The following is a 15604-nucleotide window of genomic DNA, read 5'->3' as shown; positions in this document are numbered from 1 at the left end:
CGACACAAGGCCGCTCCCACAGGATTGCACATTTACCTGTGGGAGCGGCCTTGTGTCGCGATGGGCTGCAAAGCAGCCCCAAGATATCAAACGGTACTACGAGCTCCAGGCTGCACGCGGTCCACTCCCACCTCATCATGCAACGAAATCCGCGAAGTCTCCGGCAACGCCAACCCGCCCACCAACGCCACCAGCGCAATCACCACCAGGTAAAACGCCGGTGCCAGGCTGCTGCCGGTCTGCCCGATCAGCCAGGTCGCCACCAGCGGCGCGGTACCGCCAAAAAGGGTATAGGCCACGTTGTAGGTAATCGCCGAAGCGGTATAGCGGGTGCGGGTGGGGAAGCTCTCCGACAGCAACGCTGCGGTCACCACGCCACTGCACAAGGCCCCTACCGCCAGCAGGATCACCCCCAGCAGTGCGCCGGACATCGAGCCCGAGCTGGCCAGCCAGTACGCCGGGAACACGCACAGCATCACCCACAGGCAGGTAAAGCCAATGGTCTTGCGCCGCCCCACCCGGTCCGAGAATGCCCCGGCCAGCGGGCAGCCGACAGCGGCGAACAGCAGCGCCACGGTGGTTACCAGCAGCGACTGCGCGCGGGTCAGGTTGCCCACCAGTTGCAGGTAGGTGGCGAAGTAGGTGGTGAACATATAGAACGACAGCGCGGTCAGCGAGATGAAAGCCCCCAGGTTGCGAATGACCCGGCCATGGTGACGCAGGGTGTGTTTGAGCGGCGAATGCTCATGCTCCTTGCCCTGGGCGAGGGCTTCGCGAAATGCCGGTGTTTCCTCCATGCGCCAGCGCAGGTAGAGGCCAACCAACCCCAGCGGTGCGGCGATCAGGAACGGAACGCGCCAGCCCCAGGCATTCATCGCCTCGGCCGACAGGCTGGCTTCCAGCCCATAGGCGATCACGGCGGCGCAGGCGAAGGCGGAAAAGGTCGAGACCGGCACGAAGCTGCCGTAGAAGGCACGCCTGTCGTTGGGCGCGTGCTCCATCATGTAGGCGCAGGCCCCCGCGTACTCGCCACCGGCAGAAAACCCCTGCAGGCAGCGCGCCAGGGTCAGCAGCACGGGGGCTGCCAGGCCGATGCTGGCGTAGGTCGGCAGCAGGCCGATCAGGGTGGTGGAGCCGGCCATCAAGAGGATGGTCAGCGACAGGATGCGCTTGCGCCCCAGGCGGTCGCCCAGCGCGCCGAACACGATGCCGCCCAGCGGGCGAAGGGCGAAGGCCACGGCGAACACCGCAAACGTCTTGAGCAAAGCCACGCTGGCGTCTTCGCTGGCAAAGAACTGGCTGGCGATCAGGGTGGCGAGAAAGCCATACACGGCGAAGTCGAACCATTCGACGAAATTGCCGATGGCCGAGGCTGCGATCACCCTGCGCAGGGTGGCGGGGGATACCTCATGAGGTGCGGACATGCGGGTGCTCTCCGGTTCCATTGGCAGCCATGATGAAAGTGGCACGGTCGGGCCGCGCCATCATTGTTGTGCTTGCCAGTAGATAACCGGGCGCAGGCCGGTGCTTTGTCGAGGGCGACCTCGGGATACCTGATTCAACCGCTGTTGCGGTTTACAGCCGGCCCACCTTCCAGGGGGCGTATTCCATTTCACTGTAACCCTTGGCCCGGCCGTGCTCGTCGGCGCTGAAGCCTGGTAGCTTGCTCAGGTCAAGCGCCATGCAGCGGCTGTTGACTTCGGCCTGCAAATTGCCATCGAGACGAAAGTCATCCGGCCGGTTCGGGTGGGGATAGATCTGCACCAGGCAGCCTTGGACCTTGCCCTGCGCATTCGCATCATAGTAGAGCGAGGCCCTGCCGATGCTGTCTACCGGCAGGTCGCGGAACAGGTGCTGCCAGAAAAACTCACGTTGTGCATTGGCCTTGCGCCGCGCCGTTTCAGGCGCCTGGGCCGCAGCGGGCAGCACCACGAACAGGGGCGCACGTACTTCCACCGTACCGTCTTCGTCGCGCAGCGACTTGGGCACCACGGGGTAGATGGTCTTCCAGCATTGCGCCTCGACTACGCTGGCCAACGCCTTGAAGTCCGAGCGGGGCAGATCGGCAGGCAGCACGGTTTCATACTTGATCGGTGCCTTGCTGGCTTTGCAACTGACGGGCGCGGAATGCTGGTCGAGTTTGACATCCAGCATGACCACGCCGATCTGCTTGTCTGTGTCTGCTGTCGCGATGCCCAGCTTCAGGGCTTGTTGCATGTCGCTGACGAATGTCTGGCGCGCCTGCTTGTCCGCCTCGGAGGCAGGCCGGCTTTGGCAACCTGCCAAGGCGATGAGTGCGGTAGCCACGAGTGCCGGAGACAACGATCTGAACACAGAAACTTCCTTGATGTGATTGAGCCGGCCTTCATGCCAGTGGTAATGAGAACGAATATTATCACTCAAAATGATTGAGGGTTTTGTGTGCTTTTCGTGTAGGAAAGGTATGGTTTTGCGGTATCGGCGCCATGGCCGATACCGCCCTTCACATCAGAAGCGCATGTCCAGCGCCAGCTCGAAAGTGCGCGGCGGCCCCATGTAGTACTGGCTGTTGTAGGCCTGCTTGGCATATACCTCATCGGTCAGGTTGCGCACCCGCCCGGTCAGCGTGGTGTGTTCATCCAGCCGGTAGCGGGCGAACGCGCCGAACAGGGTGTAGGCCGGGGCCTTGAGGCTGTTGGCGTTGTCGGCATACACCGAGCCCACGTAGCGCCCGTCCGCGCCCACCGACCATGCCGGCGACAGGCTGTAGGTCAGCCACAGGTTGGCGACGTTGGCCGGCACGTTGGTCGGTGCATTGCCCTTGCGTGAAACCGATATGCCGTTGACCGCCTCGTTGAACTCATCGTACTGCGCATCGACATAGGCATAGTTGGCCTCGGCCAGCAGTTTCGGCGTTACCTGCAAGCGCCCGGACAGTTCGACGCCGCGTGAGGTCTGCTGCCCGGCCTGGACTGTTAGGTTGGCGTCGTTCGAGTCGCGCACGGCAAAGTCCTTGCGCACGATCTGGTACAGCGCCAGCGTGGCCGCACCGCGCCCGTCGAGGAAGTCGAACTTGCTGCCCACTTCCCACTGCTCGCCCTTGGACAGGTCGAACAGCCCGACGTTGGAGTAGGTCGCCGCTGCCAGCGAACCGGCCGGTAAATCGGCCGAAGAGCTGTACTGCACGTACACGCTGGCCGAAGGTGTCAACGCATAGGTCAGGCCGATGCGCCCGGACAGCGGTTCCCAGCGTCGTTCGAAATAGGCCGGCGAGGTGGGCGTTACCGCGCCGTAGTTGGTCACTTCCATGTCCAGGTAGTCGTAGCGCAGGGCGGTCAGCAAAGCCAGGCGCTCGGTCAGCTGCAAGCGGTTTTCGGCGAACACTGCGCGGTTGATGACCTCGTGGTGGCGTTGCTTGGTCAGGCCGGCATTCACCCCGGGGATGTCATCGAAGCTGCCGGGGTCGAACTGCTCGGCGTCGACCACGTCGCTCCAGCTGCTGGAGGTGGGGTAGAGGGTCTGGCGCATGCGCGAGTACTCCAGCCCCAGCGACCATTGGCTGGCCAGGCCGAGCAGCTGGTTATCGTGGCGCAGCTCGATGCGGTCGCCCAGCAGGTTCTGGTCGTGGCGCTGCAGGTAAGGGCTGCTGCGCTGCACCTGGCCATCGCTGGTATAGGCGTAGCGTTCAAGGTTGCGGTAATCGCGCTGGGCGTTGTAGTGGTACAGGGTGTTCTGCACGCTGGTGCTGTCGCTGATCTGGTAGTCGAGGATCGAGCGTAGCCAGCGCACCCGTTGCTCATAGCGGCCGTCGGCTACGTTGTAGTTTTCGAAGCGGCGGCTGTTGTCGATCTTCATCGTGCTGCGCCCGGGCAGGATCGGTGAGCCCCAGTAGGGGCTGTCTTCGCGGTCTTCCTGATACTCCAGCGCCAGGGTGTGGGTGAGGTTGGGTGCCAGGTCGCTGAGCAGCGAAAAGGCCAGGCTGTTGGTGTGCCGTTCGTTGCGGTCGACGAAGCCGTTGCCATGCCCGCGGCTGAAGTCCAGCCGCGCGAAATGGTGGGCATCGGCGGGGTTGCTGGCCAGCGCCTGGTTGATACCGAACGCCACCTCGCTGTCGTCGAAACTGCCATAGCGGATACGCCCGTCAATGATCTGCTGGTCGCGGCTGGCGAGCTTGGTGATGTAGTTGATCGAGCCGCCCACTGCGCCCGCGCCATGCAGAAACGAAGACGGCCCTCCAATCAGCTCGACGCGGTCGAGTACCCAGGCGTCCACTGGCCGGGTGGCGCTGCTGTAGCCCAGGTTGATGCCGTTGTACAACTGGGTGACCTGGTTCTGGGTAAAGCCGCGATAGGCGACGAAGCCGCCAAAGCCCGGGTTGGCGGAGGCGTTGACGCCGGTCATGGCGTTGACCACGTCCTGGCTGTCTTTGGCGCCGCGTTCTTCGATCAGGCGGCGGTCCGAGACGCTGACCGAGGCGGGCGTTTCCCGCGCGGTCAGGCCAAGGCGCGAACCGGTCCGGATCGGCTCGTCCAGCTGCACGCCGCTGGCGGCGTCGCGTTCGCCGTCGATGGTGGTGGCGCCGAGTTCGACAGGGGCGGTTTCAGCGCAGGCAAAGCTGCAGGTGCCCATGAGGAGCACCAGGGAGGTCTTGCGAAGCATGTTTGTGTGTCTTCCACGCAAAGGTCATGGCTGACGGCGAACGCGCGCAAAGGCGCGCCCGGCTGAAGTCAGGCGAAATGAAGTACGGCTGCGGGGGAGACTGTGGGGGAGGCGCGGGGGTTGAGGGCGGGGCGTTGGTAGCGCGGCGGCGGTTGTGCCCAGCTGCGCACGACGATGGGCGAGGTGGCCACGACTTGCGCCGGGGTGAACGACCAGCCACCGCTGCTGAGCGGTACGGCCAGGCCAAACGAGGAGCACACCGGGCAGTCGAGCTGGGCCATGTGCTGGTCACCGCCGGCACCGTCCAGGTCGATGGCCACGCCATGTTCGCTGTTGACCGAGCAGAAGCCGCCTTCCAGGCCGGCCAGGCGCAGGCCACCCATCTGACCGTGGTGCAGGCCGCACAGCAACAGACTGAACAGGACGCTGGCGTAGAGCGTCCATGCAGTCAGCGTGCGAGTGTGCCGGGTGGTTTTCATGGCGGCGAATCTACCATCCGGATGAACGGTCGGGTAGTGCTTTTACTGCAAGTTTTTGGGGCTGCGTTGCAGCCCTATCGCCACAAAGCCGCTCGCACAGGCAACCGCGATCTCCTGTGGGAGGGGCCTTGTGTCGCGATAGGGGCGCAGAGCGCCCCCAGGGTCTATCAGGCCGCCCGCTCCAGCACATCCAGCAAATCGACAAACTCCAGCGCCAGCTTGTGCCGAGGCGCCAGGTGCACCAACGGCACTGACGCCTGGTGCGATTCACGCATCTTGATCGAATTGCTCAGGTACACCGGCAGCACCGGCAGGCCTTCGCTGCGCAACTGGTCGACCAGGGTCTGGTGCAGGGCGGTGCGCCCGGCGAACTGGTTGACCACCACACCTTCTACCTGCAGCGCCGGGTTGTGGTCCTGGCGCAGTTCCTCGACCTCGGCCATGACACTGTGCAGGGCCTGACGCGAGAAGCTGTCGCAGTCGAACGGGATCAGCAGGCGCTCTGCCGCGACAAGCGCGCTGAAGGTGTAGAAATTGAGCGCCGGCGGGGTGTCGATGTAGATCCGCTCGTAATCCTCGCCCAGTTCCACCAGCAACTTGCGCAGCTTGTTGATCTTGAACTTGCTCTCCAGCTTGCTTTGCAGGTCGCTGAGGTCGGGGCTGGCGGTGACCAGGTGCAGGTTGCTGTAGCGGGTTTCGGTGATCGCTACCCGGTGCTTCTTGCCGGCCGCCGTGACCGGTGACAGGGTCTGGCGGAAGAAGTCGGCGATGCCGGCAGGAATGGCGTCGTTGACCAGGCCGGTCAGGTAGTAAGTGGCATTGGCCTGCGGGTCGAGGTCGACCAGCAAGGTCCGATACCCCTCGGCGGCACTGGCAGCGGCGAGGTTGCAGGCGATGCTTGACTTGCCGACGCCACCTTTCTGATTGAAAACCACACGACGCATGAGACGCTCATCCATGAAATGAAAATGTCAGGTTGGGGTCAATCCTATGACCGGAACAAGACAGTTTTATGACAAGGATTGTTACAACAATCACTTTCATCGTTGGCTGTAACTGCGCAGAGGCCGGTTCAGGCAATAGCTACCCGGTTACGCCCCTCCTGCTTGGCCTGGTAAAGCGCCCGGTCCGCCTCGCTCAATGCGTCCATGGGCCCGCTGCCAGCCTCGCCATCCCAGCGTGCCACCCCCAGCGAAACCGTCACCGCGCCCACCGGCTGCACGGGCGTATCCTGCACCGTGATCCGCAGCCGCTCGGCCACCACGGCGGCCACGTCCAGGCTGGCCCCCGGCAGCAGCATCAAGAATTCCTCGCCGCCGGTGCGGCACAGCAGGTCGCCCTCGCGGCAGCAGCGGCGCATCAGCTCTGCCAGGCGGCGCAGCACTTGGTCGCCGACCTCGTGCCCATGGTTGTCATTGACCTGTTTGAAATGGTCGATGTCCAGCACGATGGCCGCAAAGGCCCGGCCTTCGGCTTCCAGCAATGACAGGCTGAATTCCAGGCTGCGGCGGTTGCCCAGGCCGGTCAGCGGGTCGGTCTGGGCGTCACGGTTTAGCCGGCCGATGCGCTCCTGCAGCAGGTTCAGCCCGATCAACAGGGCGCGCTTGAGTTCGGCTGCCTCGAAGTACCAGGCCCGAACGCGATGCAAGCGCTCGGCGGTGCCAGCACGGTCCATCGCTCGGGCACCGGCAGCCAGTTGCCACAGCGGCCGGGCGATGGTCATGGCCAGCCACCACAGCAGCAGGCAGCCCACCAGCGCCAGGGGCGCAGAAGTGCCCACCACGTTGAGGATCAGGTGGTTCAGTGGCATCACCGTCTGCGTCAGCGGTTGCTGCGCCACCACCCCCCAGCCGGCGCTGGGTACAGTGGCAAACCCGGCGAGCATTTCCACACCCTGGCTGTTGGTCAGTTGGCGGGTACCGTTGTTTAGGGTCGCCAGCTGGTCGATCAGCGCATTGCCCTCCACCACTGTGCCGACCCGTTCGCTATCGGGGTGATACAGCAGGCGGCGGTTGCGGTCGACCACATACAGGTACGAACCGTCCTTGTAGAAATGTTCGCCCAGCAAGCTGTTGAGAATGTTGCGTTCACGCAGGTACAGGCTGCCACCGACATACCCCATGTAGCGACCGTTGCTGTCGAAAACGGGTTGCGACAGCGCCACCACCAGGTTGTCGGCCGCCGAAAGGTAGGGTGTGGAAACCAGCGGGCGGCGTTCTTGCAATGCTTCCTGAGCGCCGGGCGACTGTACGTGACTGCCGACCAGGTGCCGTAGCGGGGCAGGGGATACTGCCAGCAGCACGCCGTTGGCATCGATCACGAAGGTGGAGTTGAAGGCCATGCCCTGGCCCAGTACACGGTCGGTCTCCACCTGCAGCGCAGCGGCATCGCCCAGCTGCCGGCCTTGTAAGCCGGCGCTGAAGGCCAACTGCTGCTGGGCGTTGCCGATGAAGGTTTCGGTGATGCTGGCCAGCTTCATCGCATACACCCGGTTGGCTTCCAGGGCGTGGTCGATCAGCAGCTGGCGCTGCACCCGGTAGCTGGCGAAATAGCTGGCGCACAGCATGACCAGGGCGGTGAGGGCGCAGAGCACCAGAATGAGTGTGCGTAGATCCAGGCGCAATCCGTGCTTGGCGTGTGGCAATCCTGACCTCGGGTAATTGAAAGTAGCGACGACCTTTCGCGCTAGGGGGATGGGGCGCCGCGTTCAGGAACCGGGCCTGTCCAGTGCGTTCAGCTCGTCTTCCACCTGCTGCATGCGCCGCTCCACCAGCGCTTGCACCTTGACGTCGCGGGCGGTTTCGCGCATCAGCGCGGTGAGTTTTTCGCTCAGGCGCTTGCCGGCTTCGGTGTCTTCCAGCGCCCTGGCCTTGGCGGGGTCCTGGGTGGCGGCAACGATGGTGGCAAATTCGGCGTCGCTGAAGTTCTTTTCGCTGTACAGCCGGAACAGGTCCTGGCGCTGGTCCTCGACGGTCAGGTACTTGCGCAGTACATCCTGGATGGTGGCCTGCGACAGCTGCGGGTGAGTGCGGCCCAGCAGCGTGGCCATGCGCTCGATGTTATGGGTGTAGGCATCCTGCAGCGGCAGCTGGGCGAGGATCTGATCTTCGCGGGAGGGCTTCTGGTCGCAGGCGGTGAGGGCGGCAGTCAGCAGCAGGGGCAACAGCAACTTCTGGAAGCGAGGCATGGCGTGGCCTGGTCGGGCAGTGAAGACTGCCGATTATACCGATGTCCGCCTGGCCACGACGAGCTTTGTGATTTGCCTTGAACGGCGCGCTGCGGTAGAACCGTGCCCTCCAACCACTGCCAGCAGCCCCATGCCGAACTGGACCCTGCAACCTGTGGCGCGCGTCGCCATTGCCGAAGTCGTTGCGTTTGTCGATAACGCTCGCCGCGAGCTCTTCCCGATGCTTGCGAAGGCGCCATTGCCGCACGACCTTGCGCATTTTGCCGACACCTACCTGGACGGCGCGGGATGCTTTCTTGAGGCCCGTGATGACGGGCGGCTGGTCGCGGTGATCGGCTACGTGCCCTATGACCACCGCTTTGCCCAGCTTGATTACCACGCTGAGCGGGTAGTCGAAGTGGTACGCCTGTTCGTGCTGCCGGCCTACCGCCGGCATGGCCTGGCTGCCGCGTTGTTCGGCGCGTTGCGCGAGCGGGCGGAGCAGGCAGGCATCGGCTGCCTGTACCTGCATACGCATCCGTTTCTGCCGGGTGCCATTGCGTTCTGGGAGCGGCAAGGGTTCGCGGTGGTGGATGTGGAGCAAGACCCGGTCTGGCAGACCACGCACATGCACTTGCGACTGCCCTGACCTGTGGGAAAGCGCCTACAGCGGAGCTTTTGGCGTGATCGACGCGTTCATTTCAAAACCGGCCCGGCTTGCTTACCTTCCCCAGTGCACGGCTTGCTCACTGCACCCGAGGGAGACTCACGATGCCATACATGGCCCTGTACAAACTCAAGCTGCTGGACGAATTTGAAGAGCGTATTGACCGGTGGACCTTTGCGGATTTTGAACAAAGGCTGATAGGACTGTGGCGGGGGGCGACCTACCATGACGCCAAGGGGATTATAAATGCGGCGCACAAGGAACGCCGTTGGCCGAGGGTGGTGAAGCGGTATCTGCTGACCAATTACAAGGAGTTTGGCTACGTCAGTTCAGAGCTGCAACGGGCGTTTGCCGAGGTGCTGGTCGCGATGAATGAACAACAGCGGGCGGAGTGGGGGTTGTTGCCTGCGGGTAGCTCGCTCGCCTGATCGAGCCTGGGCCGCTCCTACAGGTGTCGCGCAGTCCGGGCTTTTCGCGATCCCTGTAGAGCGGCCTTGCGCCGCGATGGGCTGCAAAGCAGCCCCCGGCTCCATCAGGCAACTCGATCCATCAGAACCCCCCGGACAACGGCCACTCCACCGCCAACCGTATCTGGTCCCCGTCCAGCTCAGCCTGCGCCGTGTTCCCCCGGTGCACGTTATGCCTCACCGAGAACGTCGTCCCCTTGGCCTTGCCGCTCTGCACCACATACCGCGCCTCCAGGTCGCGCTCCCAATGCTTGCCACCCTTGCCATACCCCAGGTACGCATACCCGCCATTGGGGTCGACATGTGTGCCGTCGATATCGAACCCCCTCACGTACAGCGCCGTGAGGTTCAACCCCGGCACCCCATAGGCCCCCATGTTCAGGTCATAGCGTGCCTGCCAGGACTTCTCGTTCGGGGCGTTGAAGTCCGACATCTGCACGGCGTTGGCAATGAAGATTGCCCCTCGCGTCACGTAGTCGAACGGGGTGTTGCCGTCGACCTGCTGCCAGCCAAGGCTGAAACCGTGCGGCCCCTGGCTGTAGCGCGAGACCAGGCTCCAGGTGGTGTTGTCGATGCGCCCGGACAGCGCCTTGCCAGTGTCTGTGGTGCGGTACAGGTTGAGGTCCAGGCTGATGCTGCGTCGGTCATCCAGCGCATGGCTGAGGGTACTGCCCAGGTAGTGCTGGTTCCAGCTGTCTTCGTAGCGCGAGGTATACAGGCTGCCACTGAACGCTGCGCCGGGGTTCCAGACCACACCGGCCAGGTCGAAACTGTTGCCCTGCTTGCCGTTGGAGTAGTTCACCACGAAGCCCTTGTCGTGGCTGGAGGCATTGCGGTCGGTGCTTTCGTTGAAGTGCCCGGCCAGCAGCTTGAGCGTGTCGAACTCGTTGCTGGTGAGGAAGAACCCTGTAGCGGTCTCGGGCAGCAGGCGGCTGTCGGAAGAGCTGAATACCGGGGTCTTGACCCGTTGCTCGCCATAGGAGAGCACGGTATTGGACGCCCGCAACTTCAGCGCTGCCCCTGCACGGCTGTATTCGTTTTTCGGGTGCCCATCGTTATCCACCCCCAGCAGGCGCGCTTTGCCCGCGCGCCCGCCGCCACTGTCGAGTTGCACGCCCAGGTAGGCATGGGCATCGACGCCAACACCGATCAGGCCCTGGGTGAAGCCGGACTGAAAGGTCCCCATCAAACCGTAGGCCCATTCCTCGGCCTTGCCATTACGTTCGCTGCGCGGTTTGTAGGCATTGCGCGCGGCACTGTTGCGCCCACCGTGCTTGTAGTCGCGTTGGTCGAATACGCTGCGGTTGAGGGTATTCCAGCTGCTGTCTTCGACAAAACCGCTGCTTTGCGACTGCGCGGAGTCGGCCAGGGCCAAGGGCGACAACCCCAGCAACGGCAACGCTAACAACAGCCGGTTCATCGCGCGGCCTCAAGCTTCTGCAACTGGGCCGCGAAGCGGGCTTGCGCCCGTGCAGGCAAGCTGGCTGGCAATTCGGCAGCCGGCGCATCACCCACCTGGATCAACATCACCATGCCCATCGCCAGGTGCGGAATGCACTGGATGCCATATACGCCCGGCACGCTGAAGGTTTGCTCGAAAGGCTGGTTCAGTTTGCTCTTGAAGGGTTCGGCGCCTGTGGGCAGCAGGCCGGGCACGCTGGCCGCATTGTGCCCGCTCTGGGTGGGCAGAAAGCGCACGGTGTCGCCGGGGGCAATGCGCAGGTGATCCGGCTCATACACCATGGCGCCTTCGCTGCCGCGGTTGAGCATTTTCACTTCATGCACCTCGGCCAGTGCGGCGGGGGCAAGCAGGGCGCTGACAAGCAGCAGGGCAACAGGGCGCAACAGCATCAGTAGAACTTCCTGGTTCAAGGGGCGCGAAAACGCAGGATGCGCGCGCCATCGAAGGGGTCGGTGAGGTAGCGGGCATGTACGCCGAAGGTGCACAGCAGGCGCTCGGGCGTGAGGACGTCGAACGGTTTGCCAAGGGCGACCAGGTTGCCCTTGTCGAGCACCGCGACGCGGTCGCAGGTGAGTGCCTGGTTGAGGTCGTGCAAGGCCACCAGCGTGGTGACCGGCAAGGCTTGAACTTGCTGCAGCAGGCTTAGCTGGTGCTGAATGTCCAGGTGGTTGGTCGGCTCGTCCAGCAACAGTACCTGTGGCCGTTGCGCCAAGGCGCGGGCGATGTGCACGCGCTGGCGCTCGCCACCCGACAGCGAACCCCACAGGCGTGTGCGCAGGTGCAGGGCGTCGAGGTCAGCCAGGGCCTGCTCGACGATGGCACGGTCCTCCCCAGAGAACGGTGCCAGTGCCGACAACCAAGGCGTACGGCCCAAGGCAACGGCATCGAACACACTGATTGCATCGAGGGTGTCAGCCTGTTGCTCAACCAGCGCCAGGGCCTGTGCAACACGGCGGCGGGGCAGCTGTGCCAGCGGTTTGCCCAGCAGTTGCACGTTGCCGCTGGCCGGCTTGCGCAGCCCGGCCAGCAGCTTGAGCAGTGAGGATTTGCCGGAGCCGTTGGGGCCGACAATGCCCAGGGTTTCACCTGCCACAACGTGCAGGTCAATATCGCGCAGCACGTTATTGCCGGCCAGTTGCAGCCCCAGGCCCTGGCAGCTCAGTGGCGCAAGCTGTGCAGCGATCATGACCGTCATGAGTGCCCTCGGCGGCTGACCAGAATCAGTGCGAACACCGGTGCACCGATCAGTGCGGTTACCACGCCCACGGGAATCACCTGGCCTGTAATCAAGGTGCGCGAAAGTACGTCGGCGGCAATCAGGAACAGTGCGCCGCCCAGTGCGCTGGCGGGCAAAAGGCGGCTGTGCCCGGGGCCGAGCAGCAGGCGCAGGGCATGCGGGATTACCAGCCCGACAAAGCCGATGGCGCCGACGATGGACACCATCACCGCCGTGACCAGTGCCGTGCAACTGATCAGCAGTAACTGGGTGCGCCGCACCGGGATGCCCAGCGATGCAGCCGAATCGGCTCCGAAGGTGAAGGCGTCCAGCGCGCGGCGGTGCAACAGGCACACCACCAGGCCGAACAGCGCCACCGGCACAGCCAGCCACACGGAAGGCCAACGCACGCCGCTGAGATTGCCCAGTAGCCAGAACAGGATGCCGCGTGCCTGTTCGGCGGTGGCCGACTTGGTGATGAGAAAAGCGGTGAGGGCGGTGAACAGTTGCGAGCCGGCGATGCCGGCGAGGATCACCTGCGCGTTGTTGCTGCCTGGGCCGGCCGCGCGGGCCAGTAGCAGCACCAGGGCGAACGCAGCCAGCGCACCGATGAAGGCGCCACCGGACATGCTCAGCGCCAGGCTACCCAGGCCCAGCAGGCCGACCAGCACTGCACCGGTCGAGGCGCCGGCCGACAAGCCCAGCAGGTACGGCTCGGCCAGCGGGTTGCGCAGCAGCGCCTGGAGCACCACACCGCAGGTGGCCAGGCCGGCGCCGCAGGCTGCAGCGACCAGGGTGCGGGTCAGGCGGTAGTTCCAGACGATGCCGGCGTCGATCGGGTCAACCGGGTAGCCGGCCTGCCACAGGTGGTTGGCCAGCACCTGGCCGACCACGCTGGGTGACAGGTTGGTCTCACCGATGGCAGTGCCGGCCAGCAAGGCGGCCAATAGTGCCGCCAAGGCGATTGCGATGCAGGGTAACAGGCGAATCATCACTGGGCCGCTTTACCGCTGGCGAAGGCTGCCGACAAGGTTTGCAGGCCACGGAACAGGCGGATGCCGGCCTGCATGGCGTCGGCGTCGAGGACGATGATGCGTTTGTGCTTCACCGCGTCCATGTTGCGGGTTACCGGGTCGTTGCGCAGGAATTCCAGCTTTTTCTGGTAGTCGTCGGCGGGGAAGCGGCGGCGGTCCATGCGGGCGATGATCAGCCAGGTGGGGTTGGCCTTGGCCAGGGTTTCCCAGCCTACGGTCGGCCACTCCTCGGTGGACTCGACCACATTGCGCACGCCCAACGTGCGCAGCATGAAGTCAGCGACACCTTGACGACCCGCCACGTAAGGGTCGATGTCGAGGTCGGCGCTGGAGAACCAGAACAGTGCCGAAGTGGTGGACAGGTCCTTGCCGGCCAGTTGTGCCTTGGCGCTGTCCAGGCGGCCTTTCAGCTCGGCGTTCAACGCAGTGCCGCGGTCCTGCACGTCAAAGATCTCGGCCAGCTGGCTGACGCTCTTGTAGATGCTGCTGACCTGGAACGCCTGCAGGCGGGTGCCGTCGGCGCCGACCAGGTTGTCCTTGCCCTCGCAGTCCGACGGCAGCAGGTAAGTGGGGATCTTCAGTTCATCGAACTGCTCGCGGGTGCCCACCACACCCTGGGCGCCGACCATCCATTCGAACTGCACCGTCACCAGTTGTGGGCGCTTGCCGACCACGGCCTCGAAGCTGGGGTCATTGTCGGCCAGGCGCGGCACCTTGTCGTTCTGCGCCTGGTACTCGGGCAGCACGTTGTTGAACCACAGCGAGGTGCCCGCCAGCTTGTCGCCCAGCCCGAGTGCGTAGAGCATCTCGGTGCCGGCCTGGCCGATGGTGACGGCGCGCTGCGGCGCCTGGGCGAAGGTTTGCGGTTTGCCGCAGTTCTCGACCGTCAGCGGGTAGTGGGTGGCAGCGGCCTGGGCCAGGCCAGTGAGGCCAAGGCCGGCGAGCAGGGTGGCGAAACGGGGCAGCATGCTGGGCGATCTCCTATCGGACAGTTCGGGTGAGGAACGCACGGACAGGCATCGCCGAGCCCCGCCGATGGCAGGGGCAACACTGATGGCCAATCCCGGACACCCCGCCGGTTGGTAAATGTAGGCCGGCAGGTCTCCTGACTGGTGCGTCATGGCCCGGCTCCGGCCTTCCCGGGCGCGTGGCCCAGTGGCATCGATGGAGCAGGCTCGGCACCTACAGTTGCGGGGGCAGTTCCGTTTGGCCCGTATTGACGGGCCTGGGATTCCCTATTAATTCCGTGGTGGAAACCGGCGGCCCGCATGGTAGACCATCGCGCCGCCGGGTGAAAACGCTTTTCAGAAGTACTTCAGCCAGGTGATGTCGCGGCGGCGCGCTTTCAGGCGGGCGAACCCGCGCACCGGCAGGTACAGCGAAACCGCCAGCGCCGCTGCACCCAGCCACACCGCCGTGATGCTGTCGAAACCGAAATAGTCGCCATGGTTGAGGCCGAACACCGCCACGCAGGCCAGGTACAGCAGTTTCAGCACGTACAGGTGCAACAGGTAGAAGAACATCGGTGCTGCGCCAAACACTGCCAGCGCGCTGATCCACCGGGCCTGGCCGGCGCGTTCGAAGGCGCGCAGCAAAAGCAGGCCGCAGCCCAGGGTCAGGGCCAAGAACAGCAGTGACGGCGGGTATTTGGTGATGTTGAAGAAGCTCATCACGGTTTGGGTGAGAGTAGGGTAACCGCTCCACGGCGCCTCGCCATAGCCGTTGAACAGGCGCAACACGACAAAGCCCAGCAACGCAGTCAGCCCAGCCAGCAGCAGGCGCTGCTGGCGTTGGCCGGCTGTGCTGCCAGGGGCGAACCAGGGGCCCAGGCCATAGCCCAGGGCGATGACGCCGATCCATGGCAGCACCGGGTAAGACGTGCGCAGGCGCAGGTTTTCGGAAAATTCAAGCCAGCCACGGTCGTGCAGGATGGCCCATGGCACGTGCAGGGCGGACTCCACGCCAAAGTGCAGGCCGTCGAGCAGGTTGTGACCGGCAACGATGACTGCGCCCAGGGCGAGCAGGGCCGCACGTGGCAGCCATACGAGCAGCGACAGGGCGATCATGCTGACGCCGATGGCCCAGATGACTTGCAGGTAGATGACGCTGGGGGGCAGCTGGAAGGTCCAGGCGAAGTTGACCAGAGTGAACTCCAGCACCACCAGGAACAGCCCCCGCTTGAACAGGAACGCCGAAACATCGCCACGGCCCTGGTGTTTTTCGCCATACAGCCAGGCCGACAGGCCGGTCAGCAGGACGAACACTGGCGCGCACAGGTGGGCCAGGGTGCGGCTGAAGAACAGCGAAGGCTCTGTGGCGTCGATGGTCATCGGGTCGCTGACCTGTCGGTGCAGGAAGAACGTTTCGCGGACGTGGTCCAGAAGCATGAACAGAATCACCAGGCCGCGCAGGGCATCGATGCTCTGCAGGCGCTGGGTGATCAGGGAGGGCGTGGCGCTGGCGCTTGTCATGGAG

Annotated in this window: 15 protein-coding genes and 1 riboswitch; of the genes, 2 read left to right on the top strand and 13 right to left on the bottom strand. The window is 64.3% G+C overall.

Annotated elements, in window-relative coordinates; translation table 11 throughout:
• Positions 1-86 precede the first annotated feature (86 nt).
• From E8E78_RS08110 to E8E78_RS08080, 7 genes are all read right to left on the bottom strand, one after another.
• Positions 87-1424, bottom strand: coding sequence for an MFS transporter (locus E8E78_RS08110; RefSeq protein ID WP_049275282.1), 1338 nt, complete (start codon positions 1422-1424; stop codon positions 87-89).
• Between the two features lie 151 nt (positions 1425-1575).
• Positions 1576-2334, bottom strand: a complete 759-nt coding sequence (locus tag E8E78_RS08105; protein WP_049275283.1) for a hypothetical protein — start codon at positions 2332-2334, stop codon at positions 1576-1578.
• Between the two features lie 153 nt (positions 2335-2487).
• Positions 2488-4638 (bottom strand): TonB-dependent receptor, encoded by a 2151-nt coding sequence (locus tag E8E78_RS08100; protein WP_049275284.1) that lies wholly within the window; start codon positions 4636-4638, stop codon positions 2488-2490.
• 68 nt (positions 4639-4706) lie between these two features.
• Positions 4707-5117, bottom strand: a complete 411-nt coding sequence (locus E8E78_RS08095; protein WP_049275285.1) for a DUF2946 family protein — start codon at positions 5115-5117, stop codon at positions 4707-4709.
• A gap of 167 nt (positions 5118-5284) precedes the next feature.
• The gene (locus E8E78_RS08090) at positions 5285-6061 is read right to left on the bottom strand and encodes a ParA family protein (RefSeq protein WP_016500451.1); all 777 of its coding nucleotides are present in this window, start codon (positions 6059-6061) and stop codon (positions 5285-5287) included.
• 128 nt (positions 6062-6189) lie between these two features.
• Positions 6190-7761 carry a sensor domain-containing diguanylate cyclase gene (locus E8E78_RS08085; protein ID WP_049275286.1) on the bottom strand — a complete coding sequence of 524 codons (1572 nt, stop codon included), beginning with the start codon at positions 7759-7761 and terminating at the stop codon, positions 6190-6192.
• Positions 7762-7824: 63 nt separating this feature from the next.
• Positions 7825-8304 (bottom strand): hypothetical protein, encoded by a 480-nt coding sequence (locus E8E78_RS08080; protein ID WP_016500449.1) that lies wholly within the window; start codon positions 8302-8304, stop codon positions 7825-7827.
• A 130-nt stretch (positions 8305-8434) separates the two neighbouring features.
• On the opposite strand from E8E78_RS08080, the gene E8E78_RS08075 reads away from it, so the two are divergent.
• On the top strand, positions 8435-8932 hold the full coding sequence (locus E8E78_RS08075; RefSeq protein ID WP_016500448.1) for a GNAT family N-acetyltransferase: 498 nt from the start codon (positions 8435-8437) through the stop codon (positions 8930-8932).
• A 131-nt stretch (positions 8933-9063) separates the two neighbouring features.
• The gene (locus E8E78_RS08070; protein WP_230676117.1) at positions 9064-9378 is read left to right on the top strand and encodes a hypothetical protein; all 315 of its coding nucleotides are present in this window, start codon (positions 9064-9066) and stop codon (positions 9376-9378) included.
• 121 nt (positions 9379-9499) lie between these two features.
• Here E8E78_RS08070 and E8E78_RS08065 read toward each other — a convergent pair whose 3' ends face one another.
• The 6 genes from E8E78_RS08065 to E8E78_RS08040 form a co-directional block, all read right to left on the bottom strand.
• A complete protein-coding gene (locus tag E8E78_RS08065; protein ID WP_049275288.1) occupies positions 9500-10837 on the bottom strand; it encodes an OprD family porin in 1338 nt (445 codons plus the stop codon).
• Positions 10834-11268: a pseudoazurin gene (locus tag E8E78_RS08060; RefSeq protein ID WP_049275289.1), complete on the bottom strand. Its 435-nt coding sequence runs from the start codon at positions 11266-11268 to the stop codon at positions 10834-10836. Before E8E78_RS08060 ends, E8E78_RS08065 begins: the two co-directional genes overlap by 4 nt.
• Positions 11269-11285: 17 nt before the next feature.
• Complete coding sequence (locus E8E78_RS08055) at positions 11286-12074, bottom strand: ABC transporter ATP-binding protein (protein WP_049275290.1); 789 nt, start codon at positions 12072-12074, stop codon at positions 11286-11288.
• Positions 12071-13087: an iron ABC transporter permease gene (locus E8E78_RS08050; protein ID WP_016500443.1), complete on the bottom strand. Its 1017-nt coding sequence runs from the start codon at positions 13085-13087 to the stop codon at positions 12071-12073. The genes E8E78_RS08055 and E8E78_RS08050 overlap by 4 nt, the downstream gene beginning before the upstream one ends.
• Positions 13087-14097, bottom strand: coding sequence for an ABC transporter substrate-binding protein (locus E8E78_RS08045; RefSeq protein WP_059395106.1), 1011 nt, complete (start codon positions 14095-14097; stop codon positions 13087-13089). Before E8E78_RS08045 ends, E8E78_RS08050 begins: the two co-directional genes overlap by 1 nt.
• A 109-nt stretch (positions 14098-14206) precedes the next feature.
• A riboswitch (cobalamin riboswitch) is annotated at positions 14207-14405 on the bottom strand.
• Between the two features lie 28 nt (positions 14406-14433).
• Complete coding sequence (locus E8E78_RS08040) at positions 14434-15600, bottom strand: DUF1624 domain-containing protein (RefSeq protein ID WP_049275292.1); 1167 nt, start codon at positions 15598-15600, stop codon at positions 14434-14436.
• Positions 15601-15604: the final 4 nt, after the last annotated feature.

The sequence above is a fragment of the Pseudomonas sp. BN505 genome, assembly GCF_029873175.1.
Taxonomy (GTDB): Bacteria; Pseudomonadota; Gammaproteobacteria; order Pseudomonadales; family Pseudomonadaceae; genus Aquipseudomonas; species Aquipseudomonas putida.
This window is presented reverse-complemented; position numbering and strand designations above follow the sequence as displayed.